15 protein-coding genes are annotated in these 15,001 nt (G+C 64.0%); 11 read left to right on the forward strand and 4 right to left on the reverse strand.

Annotated features, from left to right (window positions below):
• Window positions 1–66: 66 nt before the first annotated feature.
• A complete protein-coding gene (locus tag EN807_RS05830; RefSeq protein ID WP_135934230.1) occupies window positions 67–2,196 on the reverse strand; it encodes a DUF294 nucleotidyltransferase-like domain-containing protein in 2,130 nt (709 codons plus the stop codon).
• A gap of 280 nt (window positions 2,197–2,476) precedes the next feature.
• On the opposite strand from EN807_RS05830, the gene EN807_RS05835 reads away from it, so the two are divergent.
• The 3 genes from EN807_RS05835 to EN807_RS05845 all read left to right on the forward strand — a co-directional run bounded on the left by EN807_RS05835 (window position 2,477) and on the right by EN807_RS05845 (window position 4,313).
• Window positions 2,477–2,869, forward strand: a complete 393-nt coding sequence (locus EN807_RS05835) for a hypothetical protein (protein WP_135934231.1) — start codon at window positions 2,477–2,479, stop codon at window positions 2,867–2,869.
• 204 nt (window positions 2,870–3,073) lie between these two features.
• Window positions 3,074–3,229: a hypothetical protein gene (locus EN807_RS05840; RefSeq protein ID WP_135934232.1), complete on the forward strand. Its 156-nt coding sequence runs from the start codon at window positions 3,074–3,076 to the stop codon at window positions 3,227–3,229.
• A gap of 133 nt (window positions 3,230–3,362) precedes the next feature.
• Complete coding sequence (locus tag EN807_RS05845) at window positions 3,363–4,313, forward strand: LLM class flavin-dependent oxidoreductase (protein ID WP_135934233.1); 951 nt, start codon at window positions 3,363–3,365, stop codon at window positions 4,311–4,313.
• Between the two features lie 56 nt (window positions 4,314–4,369).
• Here EN807_RS05845 and fhuB read toward each other — a convergent pair whose 3' ends face one another.
• Genes fhuB through EN807_RS05860 form a run of 3 tightly spaced genes read right to left on the reverse strand, consistent with a single transcriptional unit; the run spans window position 4,370 to window position 9,415 of the window.
• On the reverse strand, window positions 4,370–6,367 hold the full coding sequence (fhuB, locus tag EN807_RS05850) for a Fe(3+)-hydroxamate ABC transporter permease FhuB (RefSeq protein WP_135934234.1): 1,998 nt from the start codon (window positions 6,365–6,367) through the stop codon (window positions 4,370–4,372).
• Between the two features lie 5 nt (window positions 6,368–6,372).
• The gene (locus tag EN807_RS05855; protein WP_246684017.1) at window positions 6,373–7,254 is read right to left on the reverse strand and encodes an ABC transporter substrate-binding protein; all 882 of its coding nucleotides are present in this window, start codon (window positions 7,252–7,254) and stop codon (window positions 6,373–6,375) included.
• Between the two features lie 7 nt (window positions 7,255–7,261).
• Window positions 7,262–9,415 (reverse strand): TonB-dependent siderophore receptor, encoded by a 2,154-nt coding sequence (locus tag EN807_RS05860; protein ID WP_246684018.1) that lies wholly within the window; start codon window positions 9,413–9,415, stop codon window positions 7,262–7,264.
• Window positions 9,416–9,648: 233 nt separating this feature from the next.
• Here EN807_RS05860 and EN807_RS05865 point away from each other — a divergent pair, with 233 nt between their 5' ends.
• The 8 genes from EN807_RS05865 (at window position 9,649) to arsC (ending at window position 14,934) form a co-directional block, all read left to right on the forward strand.
• On the forward strand, window positions 9,649–10,440 hold the full coding sequence (locus tag EN807_RS05865) for an ATP-binding cassette domain-containing protein (protein ID WP_189522356.1): 792 nt from the start codon (window positions 9,649–9,651) through the stop codon (window positions 10,438–10,440).
• A gap of 28 nt (window positions 10,441–10,468) precedes the next feature.
• Window positions 10,469–11,401: a tonB-system energizer ExbB gene (gene exbB, locus EN807_RS05870; protein ID WP_135934237.1), complete on the forward strand. Its 933-nt coding sequence runs from the start codon at window positions 10,469–10,471 to the stop codon at window positions 11,399–11,401.
• Between the two features lie 15 nt (window positions 11,402–11,416).
• The gene (gene exbD / locus EN807_RS05875; RefSeq protein WP_135934238.1) at window positions 11,417–11,875 is read left to right on the forward strand and encodes a TonB system transport protein ExbD; all 459 of its coding nucleotides are present in this window, start codon (window positions 11,417–11,419) and stop codon (window positions 11,873–11,875) included.
• The gene (locus EN807_RS05880) at window positions 11,872–12,828 is read left to right on the forward strand and encodes a TonB family protein (RefSeq protein WP_348640233.1); all 957 of its coding nucleotides are present in this window, start codon (window positions 11,872–11,874) and stop codon (window positions 12,826–12,828) included. The genes exbD and EN807_RS05880 overlap by 4 nt, the downstream gene beginning before the upstream one ends.
• Window positions 12,829–12,974: 146 nt before the next feature.
• Window positions 12,975–13,307, forward strand: a complete 333-nt coding sequence (locus EN807_RS05885) for a helix-turn-helix transcriptional regulator (protein ID WP_095485001.1) — start codon at window positions 12,975–12,977, stop codon at window positions 13,305–13,307.
• Between the two features lie 13 nt (window positions 13,308–13,320).
• Complete coding sequence (locus EN807_RS05890) at window positions 13,321–13,827, forward strand: arsenate reductase ArsC (RefSeq protein WP_135934239.1); 507 nt, start codon at window positions 13,321–13,323, stop codon at window positions 13,825–13,827.
• Window position 13,828: 1 nt separating this feature from the next.
• Window positions 13,829–14,518 carry an MIP/aquaporin family protein gene (locus EN807_RS05895; protein ID WP_135934240.1) on the forward strand — a complete coding sequence of 230 codons (690 nt, stop codon included), beginning with the start codon at window positions 13,829–13,831 and terminating at the stop codon, window positions 14,516–14,518.
• Entirely contained in the window at window positions 14,515–14,934 is a 420-nt protein-coding gene (arsC, locus tag EN807_RS05900) for an arsenate reductase (glutaredoxin) (RefSeq protein ID WP_135934241.1), read from the forward strand. The genes EN807_RS05895 and arsC overlap by 4 nt, the downstream gene beginning before the upstream one ends.
• The last annotated feature ends 67 nt before the right edge of the window (window positions 14,935–15,001 follow it).

Genomic DNA, 15,001 nt, shown 5'->3' on the forward strand with positions numbered 1-15,001 from the left:
GCTTTGTTCCGGCGCGCCGATATCCAGGGCTCCCCGTTCGGCCTCGCACCGTCCGTGCGTCGCCGGCTATGCGAACATCAGGTCCCGCACCAGGTCGGGTGCCGACTGGAGGCGCTTGATGAGGCTCTTGAGCTCTGATTGTTGCTCGCGCGTCAGGGCATTGATCTCAATGCGGTTGGATACAGGTATACCGGCGTAGATGTCATGCGTCTGCTGAGCGAGCAGCAAGCCGATCAGCATGGAATGGCCGGCCAGCATCGCCTTCATGTCGCGCTCGCCGCCGATATCCTGCGCGATCAGTTTCTCGAGCCGGGCACGCGTGCTCCGCTCGCGGATGCCGTGGCGAATTGCAAGCGTGCGTGCGGTCACGACGATCGGAAAAAGGCCATATTTCTTGATGTCCAGCCGGCCATTTTCAAGCTGAAAGCCGCCAAAAACAGTGAAGGGATTGCCGGTCGTCATCTGCTCGCCGAGAAGCTTCGCGAATACCGGCTCGGCGTGGCCACGGTCATACGCATATTCGATGAACTGCGCGGCCAACGTCGTGTCGCCGTGGACCGGCCGCAGATCGTAGACGATATCGACGTTGAGCAGGTCCTCCGGCCGTAGGCGGCGAACCCAATCTTCGACGCGCCCCTTCCAGGTGCCGAGGCTTCCGCGGAATGCGGCGTTCGCGGCCATTACCCCGCCTTTGCAGTACGGTACGCCGGAGGCGTCGAGCATGTCGGCGAGCTTGGTCCCGAGATTTTTGAACCAGCTGTCTTCGGCCCCGCCCGGCTCGCCATCTGCGAAGACGATTGCGTTGTCCTGGTCGGGGGCCATCAGGCTTTCGCCACGGCCGCCCGAGCCGAGCACGAGCACGGCGTAGACGCAGGGCGGCGGGCCGTGACCTTCGATCTGCATCTGTTGTTCGGCAAGCACGGCGGCGCGGCGGGTAAGCGAGCAAAGTTCATCGCTGATAATTTCCGCCACCACGCGCGGGTCGATTGCTTCGCCGATGAGCGAACGAACCACGCCCGGCAGCATCGACCAGGTGGCCGCCAGTTCGGCGGCGTCCTTGGCATGTTCGATCGTGTCGTCGAGATCGATGGCAGCGGCGGCGCGAAGCCTCAGCAGGTCACGCGCCGAAAGCACGCCGACCGGCACGCCCTCGTCGTCGCGGACGGCGAGGTGGCGGACTTTCAGCCGATCCATGCGGCCGATCGCCCGATAAGCGAAGGCGGCGGCGCGGATGCTTATCAGCGGTCGCGTTGCGATGCTTCCGACCGGCATGTCAAAAGCCCGCTCGGCGTCGGACGATATGCGGCGCAGCAGGTCACGCTCGGTAACGATGCCATACTCCTCAATCGGTCGATCCGGCGTTCCTCCGTCGGACACCAGGACCGAGCTGATCTTGCGCTTGACCATGAGGTCGATGACCTGCCTTGTCGGTTTGGTCGACTTCACCACGACTGGCGGGCTGCTCATGAGGCTGCCGACGCGATGGCGATAGGCATAGGGATCAACCGGCTGAAACGCGGGAGCCTGGGGTCGCGACACCGGCTCGGCCCAGCCGGCGCGATGGCCGGCTTCGAGAGCATCCGAAAGGGCAAGGCAGGCGACCTCGGCCTCTCCGAGTGTTCGGATGTTGCGCTTGCGCAACTCCGGTATCAACCCGGCAAAGATGTCTCCCGCCGCGATCGCATCGCCCAGAGCCGAATGGCGGCCAGCTATCTCCAGGCGAAGCCAGGCGGCGATCGTCTCCAGCGAATGGTCCGCCAGATTGGGATTTGCTATGGTTGCAAGAAGCCGGACGCACAGCGCCCGAGGCTTTGCCCAGGGCAAACTGGCGCGTCGGCATTCGCGCTCCAATACCGCCAGGTCGAAGCCGATCGAGTGGCCAACGAGGATGCGATCCCCGACGAACTCCTGGAATTGCGCCCATGCATCCGGGAAGCTCCCGGCTCCGTCAACATCGGCATCCGTGATGCCGTGGACTAGCGAGGCCTCAGGCGGGATTGCTTCACCGGGATCGATCAGGAGAGCGAGCTGAGATTCCCGCACGACCTTGCCATGCGCGATGCCGATCGCGCCAATCTGGACCACGCGCGCCTTAGTGGCGTCAGGCCCGGTTGTTTCGGTATCAACGGCGGCGGCCGCAATTGCTATCAGCGGTGTCGCGCCGGTCGCCGGCTTTAGTTTCGTCCCTTTCGGCATAGCCGATAACCTTCCTCTGCCGGATGTCCCGGCTTGCCGAGACAGTACTCTGTCGATGCTGGAAAGGTCGATCCTGCTCGCCCTGCAGCATAGAGCGCGCCGGCGGGCCGCGTCGATGGCCGAATTGCAGGCTATGGCGTTCGCGCCGGGGAGCTGCGCGCCTGCACGTCTATACTGAATCCCGAAGGTACACCCGTCCAGGCGGCACATTCGCCTTAAAGTGATTTGATCCGGTCGCAGCGCTCGCACATTGTCGGCCAGTTTGTTGCCGAGGCGGCCGATGGATGAGATCAGGCGGGTTGCTGTGGAGTGCATCGGGCGCGCCGTAATGTTCGGATCGCTTGCCATCGGCTGTGTCATGGTCGGCTTCTCCTTCAGCCCGGTGTCCGCCTTCCGCTCCGGCGCGTTCCTCACGCTGACCATGGTTTTGGCACTGATGTGGAAAGCCACGACCGCAGCCAGCAAGAATCCCAAGCACACCGAAGTCTGGCTCTACCTTGACGAGAAATCGCGCCCAGCCGATGCCCCGGCGCGACGGGTGTTCGGCACCATCATGAGCGACGTTTATAGACTCTACGCCCGGATCGCGCTCGGCGTGGCGGTTGGGTTCTTCCTGGTGTCGCTCGTGCTGGCGCTATTCGGTCTGGAAGCTTACAGGCCGCCCAGCAAATAGGCGGCCGCTCCGCCATCGCTGTCCCTCCGCCCGCATGAGCCCGGCGTTTTGCCATCGGGCCGCTCGGCCCCGGACGTGCCGAGCTAAGCAGCAAACAAACCAAATTGTCATCCGGTTGGAGAAAAACATTCCAAGGATCCCTGGAAAATAGCACTCGACAAAGTCTACTGATTTTATAGATTAACCGCTGAGACGGAGGTCGATATGTCCTATTTCCAGAACACCCGGACTGTCCGCAAAGGGCAAAGGCTTGGTTCTGGCGAGACTTGGCGGCCGGCCTATGCGGGCGCCTTTGCCTATCTCGTCTTTGCCCTTGCGTTCGTGTTCACCGGGGCAGTCGTTCTGGGTCTTGTTCCCTGATCATGGAGCCCTGAGTGATCGGGTCCTGACTTACAGGGATAGCGATCTGCCGTTTCGCAATATCGGAGTTGAATGAACCGAATGCCGGTGTGCTTCTGCGCGCCCTGATCTCAACGTGATGGAGGAGATGGCAATGCCGATCGAGTTCACGCATGTTCCCGGTAAAACTCACCCCGCCGACCTAACCGTGCCGTTTTTCAACGATTTCGCGGAAACCGCGACAAAGCTGTCGCTGATCGAGGACATTGGTTTCCAAAAGATCATCGTCGACGATCCGGGCGGGCTGCTGACCAATATGGATATTGCCGCCCGGGCGCTTGACCGCACCTCATCGCTTGAGGTCGTTCTCACGCATTGGGCGGGCGTTATCGAGCCGGCGACGGCGGCACGGCAATTGGCGGCCCTCGACGCAAAAAGCGGCGGGCGGTTGTCGCTCAGGATGCTCAGCGAGCCGCTGAACGACGACGATGCCGAGGCACGTGCCGTCGGCCACACGCTCAGCTGGCAGCGGATCGACGAATATCTGGTGCTGCTGAAGCGGTTGTGGTCGAACGACAGGCCGTTCGATCATGAAGGCGCCTTCTACAGCGTCAGGGGCGGCTATGTGCCGCGCAAGGGACCGCATAGCGCCGAGATGGCCATCCGGATGGGCGGACAGTCCGGAACGGCGCTCAGGGTCGCCGGGCGGCATGCCGATGTCTTTGAACTGGCGCCGGGTTCGCTCGACGGGATCCGGCAGCTGATGGAGCGGGTGCGCAGTGCCGCCGCCGAACACGGCCGGGCCCACAAGCTGCGTTTCGCGCTTCCCGTCCGGATCCGTTCGGAGGACAATGCCGCTGTCTCCTGCCAAAAGGCGGTCGAAATTGCCGGGCCGCCGGCGCAGGTCGCGTTGTCGCTGCTTCCTTATGCGGCCCTGGGAATCGAGGAATTCATGATCGTCGGCATCGACAGGCCGCGCGAGATCGCAATGGCTGGCCGCGAAACGATTGCGCTGCTGCGCAACACTCTGGCGCGCCGCGAAGCCGATGTCCCTCAGCCCGGCGCGTTTGCGTCTCGCGTGATCCGGGAAGCACGCGCCGGCTGAGCGTGGCAGGACAATGCGCTTTGTGGCCGCCAGCCCGAAGCACCTGGCGGTGCCGCTCATTGCCGGCCTTTCCACATCAGCACCATGAAATAAGGCCCTCCGACCAGAGCAGCCAGCAAACCCGCCGGAATCTGCCATGGGAAAATGAGCATCCGGCCGGCCCAGTCGGCCGAAACAAGGATCATACCGCCAAGCATCGCGGATGCGAAAAGCTGCGGCAAGGCGCGTTGAAGGCCGAGCATGCGGGCCAGGTGCGGCGCCATCAATCCGACGAAGCTCAGCGGCCCGATGACCAGCGTAGCTATTGTCGTCGGCACCGAAATAAGCACCAGGAGGATGGCCCGCACGCGAAAGAGGCTAAGCCCGAGCCCGCGCGAGGCGGCTTCTCCAAGCGGCAGGATTTCCAGCCAGCGGATGGTGAGGGGCATGATGGCCAGCAGAGCAGTCGCCGTCACAGCGGCGATTATGGCATCGCTGGCGGTGGCCCGGTAGGTGGAGCCGGATAGCCAGCCGATGAGCGTATCGAGCCGAGGATCGCCGCTGGCGAGCATCACCGCCGAGAATGCCGACGCGATCGTCGCCACCGCGACACCGGAAAGCAGCAACCGATCATTCGCGATGGGCTGACTGCGGCCGGTCTGCCAAATCATCGCCAGGCTGGCCAGAGCCCCGACGAGACCGGCCGCGATCATTGCCGGGCGGTTGACGGTCGAAGTCGCGACGAAGAGCAGCAGGATGCCTAGCGAGACGCCGCCGGAAACACCCAGCACCTCGGGCGCCGCCATCGGATTGCCGGTCATCCTCTGCATCAGCGTGCCGACCACGCCTAGCATCATACCAGCGGAAACCGCGACGACGATGCGAGGCGCCCTGAGCGGCAGGAGGTCGGCAAGTTGGGCGGCCGGGACCACGTGCCAGCCGGCCGCGCCTCGCCCGACAACAAGCGCGGCGCAGAGAAGAAGCGCCATCACGAGGAGCCCGGCCAGCAGATAGGCCCACTCGCTTCGCCTGCGCACGGAAGACAGCATGGCGCCGTCCCGATCCGGATTGATGCGCAATTTCGGCAGGAGAAGAAACAGCAGCGGCGCACCGAGGAAAGCGGTCGCCACGCCTGCCGGGATTTCGGAGGTAAACGGCATGACCTGCACCAGTCGGTCGGTCAGCCACAGCAGCGTGGCACCCGCAAGGGACGCCCAGATCATGCGCTGGCGCAAGGTCCGTGCGCCGGCGAGCCTGACCAGCGCCGGCGCCGCAAGCGCCACGAAGCTGATAACGCCGACGGCTGCGACCAACATGCTGCTCAGCGCGACGGCGACAGTCATCCCGGCCAGCCGTGTCACCACGGGTTTCGCCCCGAGGCCTTCCGCTCCCTCGTCGCTCAGGTCCAGAAGCCGCAGCGGCCGGAGCAGAAGGAAGGCAGCAATGCCGGCCAGCGCGAGCCATGGCGCGAACCCGAGCACCCCGGCGTCGCCGTTCTGGATCAGCGAACCGCTCTGCCAGATGAACAGTTCCTCGGAATACTCGCGGTTGGCCGCCATCAGCAGGGCGCTCGCTGAACTGCATGTGAGGCTGACCACCAGGCCGGAAATGATGATCGCGACCGGCGAGAAACTCCGGCCCTGGGCCAGAGCCAAAACCGCCAGCGTCGACAGGGCGCCGCCGGCGAGCGCCACCCATTCGCGACCTTGCTCCAGCATCCACGGCGCGTAGAGTGTGGCGATCGTCAGGGCGACGGTCGCGCCTGCATTGGTGCCTATGGTCGTCGGCTCGGCGAGCGGATTGCGCAGCACCTGCTGGAGCAGCGTGCCGGTCAGGCCGAGCGCCGCGCCGGCCAGCAGACTGATCGCCAGACGCGGCAGAAAGGCATGCCGGTAAAGCAGCTGCCGCGGATCGGCAAGATCCGTCGCTCCGAGCGACTGCCACCACATGTCGGCGGGCAACAGGCGCAAAAGCCCGACAGCGGTGAGATATCCGGCGAGCACCGCCGGCACGCCGACGAGGGCGACGAGCATCCCCCCCATGAAACGAGCACGATGGCCGGCCGTAGACTGCATGATAGTCATGCCCGGGCCACAAACGTCGCAAAACGGGCAGCGGCGGCAAGCCCGCCGAACGGCCATATCGGCGGGATCGTCCTGACATTGCCGGCTTTGACGCAAGGAAGGTTCGCCCAGAGGCTGCTCTGGTCAATCCGGATCTTCACATGCGGGGGAATCGGATCGAGAGAAATTACGCGAGCCTTGCCGATCGCAACCAGCTCTTCGATGCCCAGGATGGAAAAGCCCCAGCTATCGGTCGGTGCCGTCCAGGCATTGGTGAGGCGCAACCTGTCGAGCACGTCCTGGAACAGACTGCCCTTGCCGTAGACGCGGACGTGACGGTCGTCGAACATGCTGACCACCGCGAGCGGCTGCTTTGCCCGCTCTGAAAATTGTGCCCTGATCTGGGCGATTGCCGCCGCCGTCTCCTGGATAAGCCGGTGCGCTTCAGCCTCCCGGTCAAGTTGCAAGCCAAGTTCCAGCGTTTCAATTTCGGCCTGGCGATAAGGCGCTTCAGTACCATCGTAGAAGGGCACGGTGTGCAGTGGCGCGATCCGCCTGAACGGAGCTTCGTCCAACCCGTAGCCATAGGCGCCGATGATAAGGTCGGGCTTGAGTTCCAGCAGCAGTTCGCGATTGGGCTCGCCGCGCGAGCCGAGATCGATGCAGCCGGCGGGAAGAGCCGGACCCGCGACCCAGTCTCGGTAGCCCTTGGTGTCGGCGACCGCGACCGGCCCGATCCCGAGCGAGATGACCATTTCGGCCGAGGTCCATTCGAGACAGGCGATCCGCGGCGGCCTTGCCGCACGCGCCGGGCTGCCGCGCAGACCGAGGCTCGTCGCGGCCAGGCCGGCAAGGCACCGGCGCCGCGTCAGTGGTGCCAATTGGGTCCGGGCCTGCACGCGCGCGTCACCATGTATACTTCACCGAGCCCTTGATCCGGCGACCCTCGCCATAAAAGCAGCCGAAGCTTTCTGCGAAACAGGAGGCGACATAGCGCTTGTCGAACAGATTGCTGACATTGAGGTTCAACGCAGCGTTCTGCCATTTGTAGTGGAGCGCGGCATCGACAAGCGTGACGGCCGGCACCTTGAAAGTGTTGGCATCGTCGCCGTAGGTCGAGCCGACATAGCGGATGCCGGCGCCGAGCCCGAGCCCCACCAATCTGCCGCTGCCGACAGTGTAGTTTGCCCACAACGAGGCCGCGTGTGCCGGCACGCCGAAAGGCGTGTTGCCCTGGTTGCTCGTTCCATCCTCGTTGACACTGGTTGGGCTGGTTATCTCGGTGTCGAGCCAGGTATAGGCCGCCCGAAAATCGAAGCCTGAATCAAGGCTCGCAACACCTTCTAGCTCGATGCCGCGCGACCGGATCTCGCCGGTCTGGAAGATGTCATCTGGCCGGCCAACGCCGCCATAGCGCACGACATTCTGCCGGGTCAGGTCGAACGCCGAAACGGTGACGAAGGAGTTCCAGCCAACCGGCTGGTATTTCAGGCCGACCTCGTACTGCTTGCCGGTTTCAGGCACGAGCGGATTGCCGTTGCTGTCGGGGCCGGACACCGGCTGGAACGATTCGGAATAGCTGACATAAGGCGCAAGGCCGTTGTCGGCGAGGTAAAGCAGACCGGCGCGGCCGGTGAAGGCGTTGTCCTTCTGGCGGGGATCGAAGGCCCCGGCCAGATTGTCATGGACTTTCGCGTCCGCCCAGTCCTGGCGGCCGCCCAGCGTCAGCCGCCAGTTGCCCAGCTTGATCTGGTCCTGCGCGTAGAGGCCGACCTGCGATTGAGTGGTGTCGGTGTCTGTGTAGGGCGCCAGATCTGTGATTGGGCTGCCATAGACCGGGTCGAAGATGTTGATGTCACCGACGGACCCTCCGGAGGCATAGTCGCGATAGGTGTAGCGCTTGTAGTCGAGGCCAACGAGCAGCGTGTGGGCGAGCGGGCCGGTATCGAAATCGGCCTGCGCCTGGTTGTCGATGGTCACGCCGCTGAGCCTCGTGCCGCCGGCATCGGCATAGCGGGAATAGTCACCCGCATCATTCAGAAGCCCGCCGCCGAAGACGCCTTCCTCATAGTGTTTCAGATAGACGTAGCGGGCATGCTGGCGAACCTGCCATGTCTCGTTGAAGCGGTGATCGAATTCGTAGCCAATCGACGCCTGGTCGTTGTTGTAGGTGTCGAAGTCCGGTTCGCCGACGAACATGCTGTTCGGCAGATATTTTCCGTCTCTGCCCGGCCTGATCGTGCCGTATGCCGGCAGGTACTGCATCGCCCACCCGGACCGGTCGCGCTGATAGTTGGCGAGGATAGTTAGGCTCGTATCGGCATCGGGCTTCCAGGTGAGCGCCGGCGCGATGAAGATGCGGTCGTCCTCGACGAAGTCTATCTGGGTATCGCCGGTGTGGGCGGCGCCGGTGAGGCGGAACAGCAGCGACTTGTCGGCGTTGACAGCCCCGCTGAAGTCGAACTTTCCTTCATAGCGGTTGAAGCTTCCGGTGCCTAGCTCGACTTCGCGGAGGTTCTCCTCGGTCGGGCGCTTGCTGACATAGTTGATGATGCCGCCAGGACTTGCCTGGCCGTAGAGAACCGACGCCGGCCCGCGCAGGATTTCGTAGCGTTCGGCGCCGTAGGAATCGAGCGCCGTGAACAGCGTGAAATTGCTCTCCTTGAGCTGCAGCCCGTCCTTGTAGAAGACGCCGCTGGAGTTCGAAATGCCGCGCATCTGCAAGCCGTGGCCACGATTGTCGGTGCCGTAGAGATTGCCGCTTGCGCCTGGCGCATAACGCAGTGCGCTGTTCAGGCTGTCCACCGCCTGCGCTTCCATCTGGTCTTTGGTGATGACCGATATCGACTGCGGCGTCTCGATCAGCGGTGTGTCGGTCTTGGTGGCCGTGGAGCCCTGGGTGGCGACATAGCCGTCGACTGTCCCAAAGGCGCTTTCGACGCGTTCCTGAATGTTGATCGGATCGAGCGTGGTGGTCGCATCCTGCGCGACGGCATGGCCGCCGCCAAGCAGCACCGGCAGCGACATCGCCGCGATCAGCAGGCTTCGGCGCGCACTCACTTCATCTTGAGTTCTTCCGCAACCTGAACCAACGACCATCTCGGCGCGCTCCAAATTTTCGAATTTCGACGCAAATCCGGCGCGTCACGACATTTTGTTGACTCAAAAGGTCATCTTCATTGTTGACTAGTAAACTCATGTTTCATAGTCAACCGGGCATCGGCGCCGAAAACCGGGATTGCCGAAAGCCGGATTTCGAGATGCACGCACAAAGCTGGAGAGAGGCTGATACCGTGGCTGGAATTCACGCCCAGACTGCCTTCCATGTCGAAGCGGTGCGTTTCGCTGTCGGCGAGCGGACGCTGCTCGGGCCGGTTACACTCGAACTACAACGTTCGCGCGTCTACGGCCTGATCGGGCACAACGGCTCGGGCAAGTCGACGCTGATCAAGCTCCTGGCGCGCCAGCAGCCGGCAAGCTCGGGCGGCATAACCTTCGCGCAGCGGCCGCTGGTGCAGTGGGGCGCGCGCGAACTTGCCCGCGCGCTGGGCTATCTGCCGCAGACGACGCCGGCGGCGACCGGCCTGACCGTGCGCGAACTGGCGACGCTCGGGCGCTATCCCTGGCATGGCGCGCTCGGCCGTTTCGGGTATGAGGACAGGCGCCATGTCGACGAGGCACTTGTCCTGACCGATATGGCGGATTTTGCCGGCCGGCTGGTGGACGAATTGTCCGGCGGCGAGCGTCAGCGCGCATGGCTGGCCATGCTGGTGGCGCAGAATGCCGGCGTCATGCTGCTCGACGAGCCGATCTCGGCGCTCGACATCGCCCATCAGGTCGAAGTGCTGGGGCTGGTCAGGGACCTCAGCCGCGAACGCGACCTGTGCGTCGTGGTCGTGCTGCACGATCCCAACATGGCGGCGCGCTACTGCGACGAATTGATCGCACTGAAGAACGGCAGGCTGCTGACGCGCGGCACGCCGGACCAGATCATGCAGGGCGACGTGCTCAAAGGAATTTTCGGTGTCGAGATGGGTGTGTTTGCGCACCCCGTCACCGGCCAGCCCATCGGCTATGTGCAATGAGACCACTGTGAGAATAAGGAAGAAGCCCTTGTCCAGACATGGTTTGTTCGCTGCCTTGCTCGCATCCGTCATCCTGTCCGCTGGCGGCGCGGCCGCCCAGGAGCAACCGGGCGCAGTCCCGGCGATCGAGGCACCGGCTCCCGCGCCCGGGGAGGCTGCGCCGGACGCGGTCGTGCCACCGGCGCAGCCCGGCGTGACAACGCCCACCGAGACCACGCCTATCGAGACTGGTCCTTCGACGGCGACGTCTTTGACGCTACCGCATGATCTGTCGCCATGGGGGATGTTCATTGCGGCCGACATGGTCGTGAAAGCGGTGATGATCGGGCTGGCTTTTGCGTCCTTCGTCACCTGGACGATATGGCTGGCCAAATCGCTGGAGATCCTTGGCGGCAAGCTGCGCGCCCGCCGCGCGGCACAAGCGATCGGCAATGCCGCCACGCTGAATCAGGCCGGGCGCGCGCTTGGCCACAATAGCGGTCCCGGCGCCCTGCTGGTGCGGGCAGCCGAGGAAGAGGCAGCACTTTCGGCCGGCTCGCTCGACCACGTGTCCGGCGACGGGCTGAAGGAACGGGTCACCTCGCGCCTGTCGCGCATCGAGGCGGCGGCGGCGCGGCGCATGTCGCGCGGCACCGGCGTGCTGGCGACGATCGGCTCGACCGCGCCCTTTGTCGGCCTTTTCGGCACGGTCTGGGGCATCATGAACGCCTTCATCGGCATCTCGCAGGCACAGACCACCAATCTCGCTGTCGTTGCACCGGGAATCGCGGAAGCCTTGCTGGCCACCGCGATGGGCCTTGTCGCGGCGATCCCGGCGGTGGTCATCTACAACGTCTTCGCGCGATCGATAGCCGGCTACAGGCAGATCCTCGCCGACGCGTCGGCAGGGGTCGAACGGCTGGTCAGCCGGGATCTGGATTTCCGCACGGTCGCGCCGGCAAAGCAGATGGCCGCGGAATGAACACGGAGCGACGCCATGGCAGCTAGAATTCGAGAGAACATCGACGGCGATCTTGCGGAAAACCATGAGATCAACGTCACGCCGTTCATCGATGTGATCCTGGTCCTGCTGATCATCTTCATGGTCGCGGCGCCGCTGGCGACGGTGGATGTCAATGTCGACCTGCCGGGCTCGACGGCGACGCCGGCTCCCCGGCCGGAGACGCCGCTGTTCCTGACGCTGAAAGACGATCTCAGCCTGGCGATCGGCAACGACACCGTGCCGCGCGAAGCCTTCGCCGCCACTCTCGTCGGCAGGACAAAAGGCGACAGCCAGACGCGCATCTTCCTGCGCGCCGACAAGGCGGTCGGCTATGGCGATCTGATGGAGGCGATGAACCTTTTGCGCGGCGCCGGCTATCTGAAGATCGCGCTGGTCGGTCTCGAGACCGCGCCCGGCGATGCCGCGGCGCCGCAAGTCGGAACGGGCCAATGATGTCGCCGGCGGCCGCCCTGCCGATGGCCGATCAGCGGCGTTTCGGCGTGCGCGAGATTGCCTGGTGGGCGGGCGCGGCTGCGCTGGTTCTGGTGGCGCATGCCGCGATCGGGTATGCGATGCAGAGCTGGCGCCCGGCCGAGCCCGATGGCGGGCCGCCGCAGGCGCAGGTGATCGAGTTGTCGCCGATGGCGTTCACGCCAGCCATGCCGGCCCCGATACCGGACGAGGTGGCGCCCGATCAGCCGGATCCGGCCGAGGAGCCCGTAGCCGAAACGGAGCCTGCGCCCGAACCGTCCGTCGAGCCGGCAGAGCCGGTCGCCGAGCCGTCGGAAACCGCTCCGGCCGACACAGTCGAGCCCACCCCGCCGACCATGGCGGAGCGGGTCGACCAGCCGCCGCTCGAGGAGGTCGTGCCGGACGTTGCCGAGGCCGTCACGCCGGAAGTGGTCATCCCGCTGCCGCAGCCGAAACCGGTCGACGCACCCGTCGAGACCAAGCCAAAGAAGCAGGCAAAGGTGAAGGAGCCTGTCGAGAAGGCCAAAAAGCTTGCGAAAGAAGAAAAGGCAACACCTCCGCCGAAGACAGCAGCCGCCGCCAGCGTCGCTGCGAAGCCCGCAGCCAGGTCGGCCGCACCGAAATCGGCCAAAGCAACGGTTTCGAGATCCGGTGTGAGCTCGTCCAAGTGGAACTCGCAGTTGCATGCGTGGATCAGGCGGCACACGCGCTATCCGAGGGCGGCGAAGGCCCGGCGCGAGGAAGGTAGTCCACGAGTGACCTTTACGGTCGATGGATCCGGGCGCGTTCTATCCGCCCGACTGGCTCGTTCCTCCGGCTATCCGGACCTCGACCGCGCGGCGCTCGACGCATTACAGGGTGCCAAAGTGCCAGCGCCGCCGCCAGAAAAAGCGGGTACATCTGTTGCGGCGCCTTTCACATTCAAGCTGGATTAGGTCGTTCGGCATAAATAGGCCAGCGTTGGCCGACAGTCGGATGCGGACCATTGCAGCCCGCGTCCGGCGACGAGTTTCGACTTTCAAGCGTCATCCGGTTGTCATATGTCCGCCATATACATCCATAATTCCGGATTCTAGGATACATGGATAAGAACACAGCTCTTCTCGCATTGGCAGCGCTTGGCCAGGACACCAGGCTCGAGGTATTTCGCCTGCTGGTCCGGGCGGGCGCAGACGGTGTGCCGGCCGGTGAGATCGCCTCGCGCCTCGGTACGGTGCAGAACACCATGTCGGCGCATCTGAAGGTCCTCGACCATGCCGGCCTGGTCCGTGCCGAGCGCGACGGCCGGACGATCCGCTACGTCGCCGATATGACCGGCTTTCGGGATCTCCTTGCCTATCTCATGGAGGATTGCTGCAACGGCGCGCCGGAGCTCTGCCAGCCGGTCATTCAGGCGGTGACCTGCAACTGCTAGAAGGGACTACGCCATGAGCGAGCCATACAACGTGCTTTTTCTCTGCACCGGCAATTCGGCGAGGTCGATCCTCGCCGAAGGGATCCTGAACCGTGTCGGCGCGGGCAAGTTCAGGGCCTATTCGGCCGGATCGCAGCCGAAGGGAGAGGTTCATCCCTACGCGCTCCAGCTTTTGAAAACCCTGAACCACGACACGTCCTTCGCCCGTTCGAAGGACTGGCAGGAATTCGCGGCTCCCGGCGCGCCCGAGATGAATTTCGTTTTTACCGTCTGCGACAATGCGGTCAATGAATCCTGCCCGGTGTGGCCGGGACAGCCGATGACGGCGCATTGGGGCGTGCCCGACCCGGCAGCCGTGGAAGGCACCGACGCCGAAAAACATCTGGCCTTTGCCGAAGCCTATCGCATGCTCAACAATCGGATCTCGATCTTCGTCAGCCTGCCGATGAACACGATCGACAAGCTCGCCCTGCAGAAACGGCTGGATGAAATCGGCCGCGATCTACCGAAGGCCGGCTAATATGGCGATTGACCTGTCCCGTCGCATTGTCGCGGAAGCGCTCGGCACGGCAATGCTTGTCGCGACGGTTGTCGGGTCCGGGATCATGGCCGACAGGCTGACGGGCGACGTCGCTGTTTCCCTGCTCGGCAACACCTTGCCGACTGGAGCGATTTTGGTGGTGTTGATCACCATACTCGGACCAATTTCCGGGGCGCATTTCAACCCGGCGGTGACGCTGGTTTTCGCCCTCAGGCGGGAAATCGAAGCGAACGCCGCACTGGCCTATGTCATCGCCCAGCTTGTCGGCGGCGTTGCCGGGACGCTGCTGGCGCACGCCATGTTCGAACTGCCGATTCTACAGATCTCGCAAACCGTGCGGACCGGAAACGGACAATGGCTCGCGGAGTTGGTGGCCGCCTTCGGCCTGGTCTTCACCATTCTGGCGGGACTTCGCTTCCGTTCGGATGCGATTCCCTGGCTGGTCGGCCTCTACATCACCGCGGCCTATTGGTTCACCGCATCGACGTCGTTCGCCAATCCGGCGGTCGCCATTGCGCGAGCGGTTTCAAACACGTTCGCGGGCATCCGTCCTGTTGACCTGCCGGCGTTTATCGTCGCCGAGCTGCTGGGCGCGCTGCTTGCCATGGCCTTGGCAGGATGGGTGCTCAGCGAGCCCAAACCAACCAGACAGATGAGAGCCGCGAAATGACCATCACCATCTACCACAACCCCGACTGCGGCACCTCGCGCAACACGCTCGCCATCATCCGGCAGTCCGGCGAAGAGCCTGATGTGATCGAGTATCTGAAGAACCCGCCGTCGCGCGAACGGCTGGTCGAGCTGATCAAGGCGATGGGGATGACACCGCGCGAATTGCTGCGCGAGAAGGGTACGCCGTACGCCGAGCTCAATCTCGGCGATCCCAAATGGACCGACGACGAGATCGTCGATTTCATGCTGGCGCATCCGATCCTGATCAACCGGCCGATCGTGGTGACGCCGCTCGGCACCTTGCTTGCAAGGCCGTCCGAAGCCGTTCTCGACATCCTGCCCAATCCGGATATCGGGCCGTTCACCAAGGAAGACGGCGAAGTGGTGATCGACGCATCGGGGCGGCGCGTCTGAAGGTATCATCCAGTTCTTCGATAATCTTGGAAATAGAACTTGACGACACCCGGCAGCGGGAGCTAGC

It is taken from the genome of Mesorhizobium sp. M5C.F.Ca.ET.164.01.1.1, assembly GCF_004792125.1.
In the GTDB taxonomy this organism is placed as follows: domain Bacteria; phylum Pseudomonadota; class Alphaproteobacteria; order Rhizobiales; family Rhizobiaceae; genus Mesorhizobium; species Mesorhizobium wenxiniae.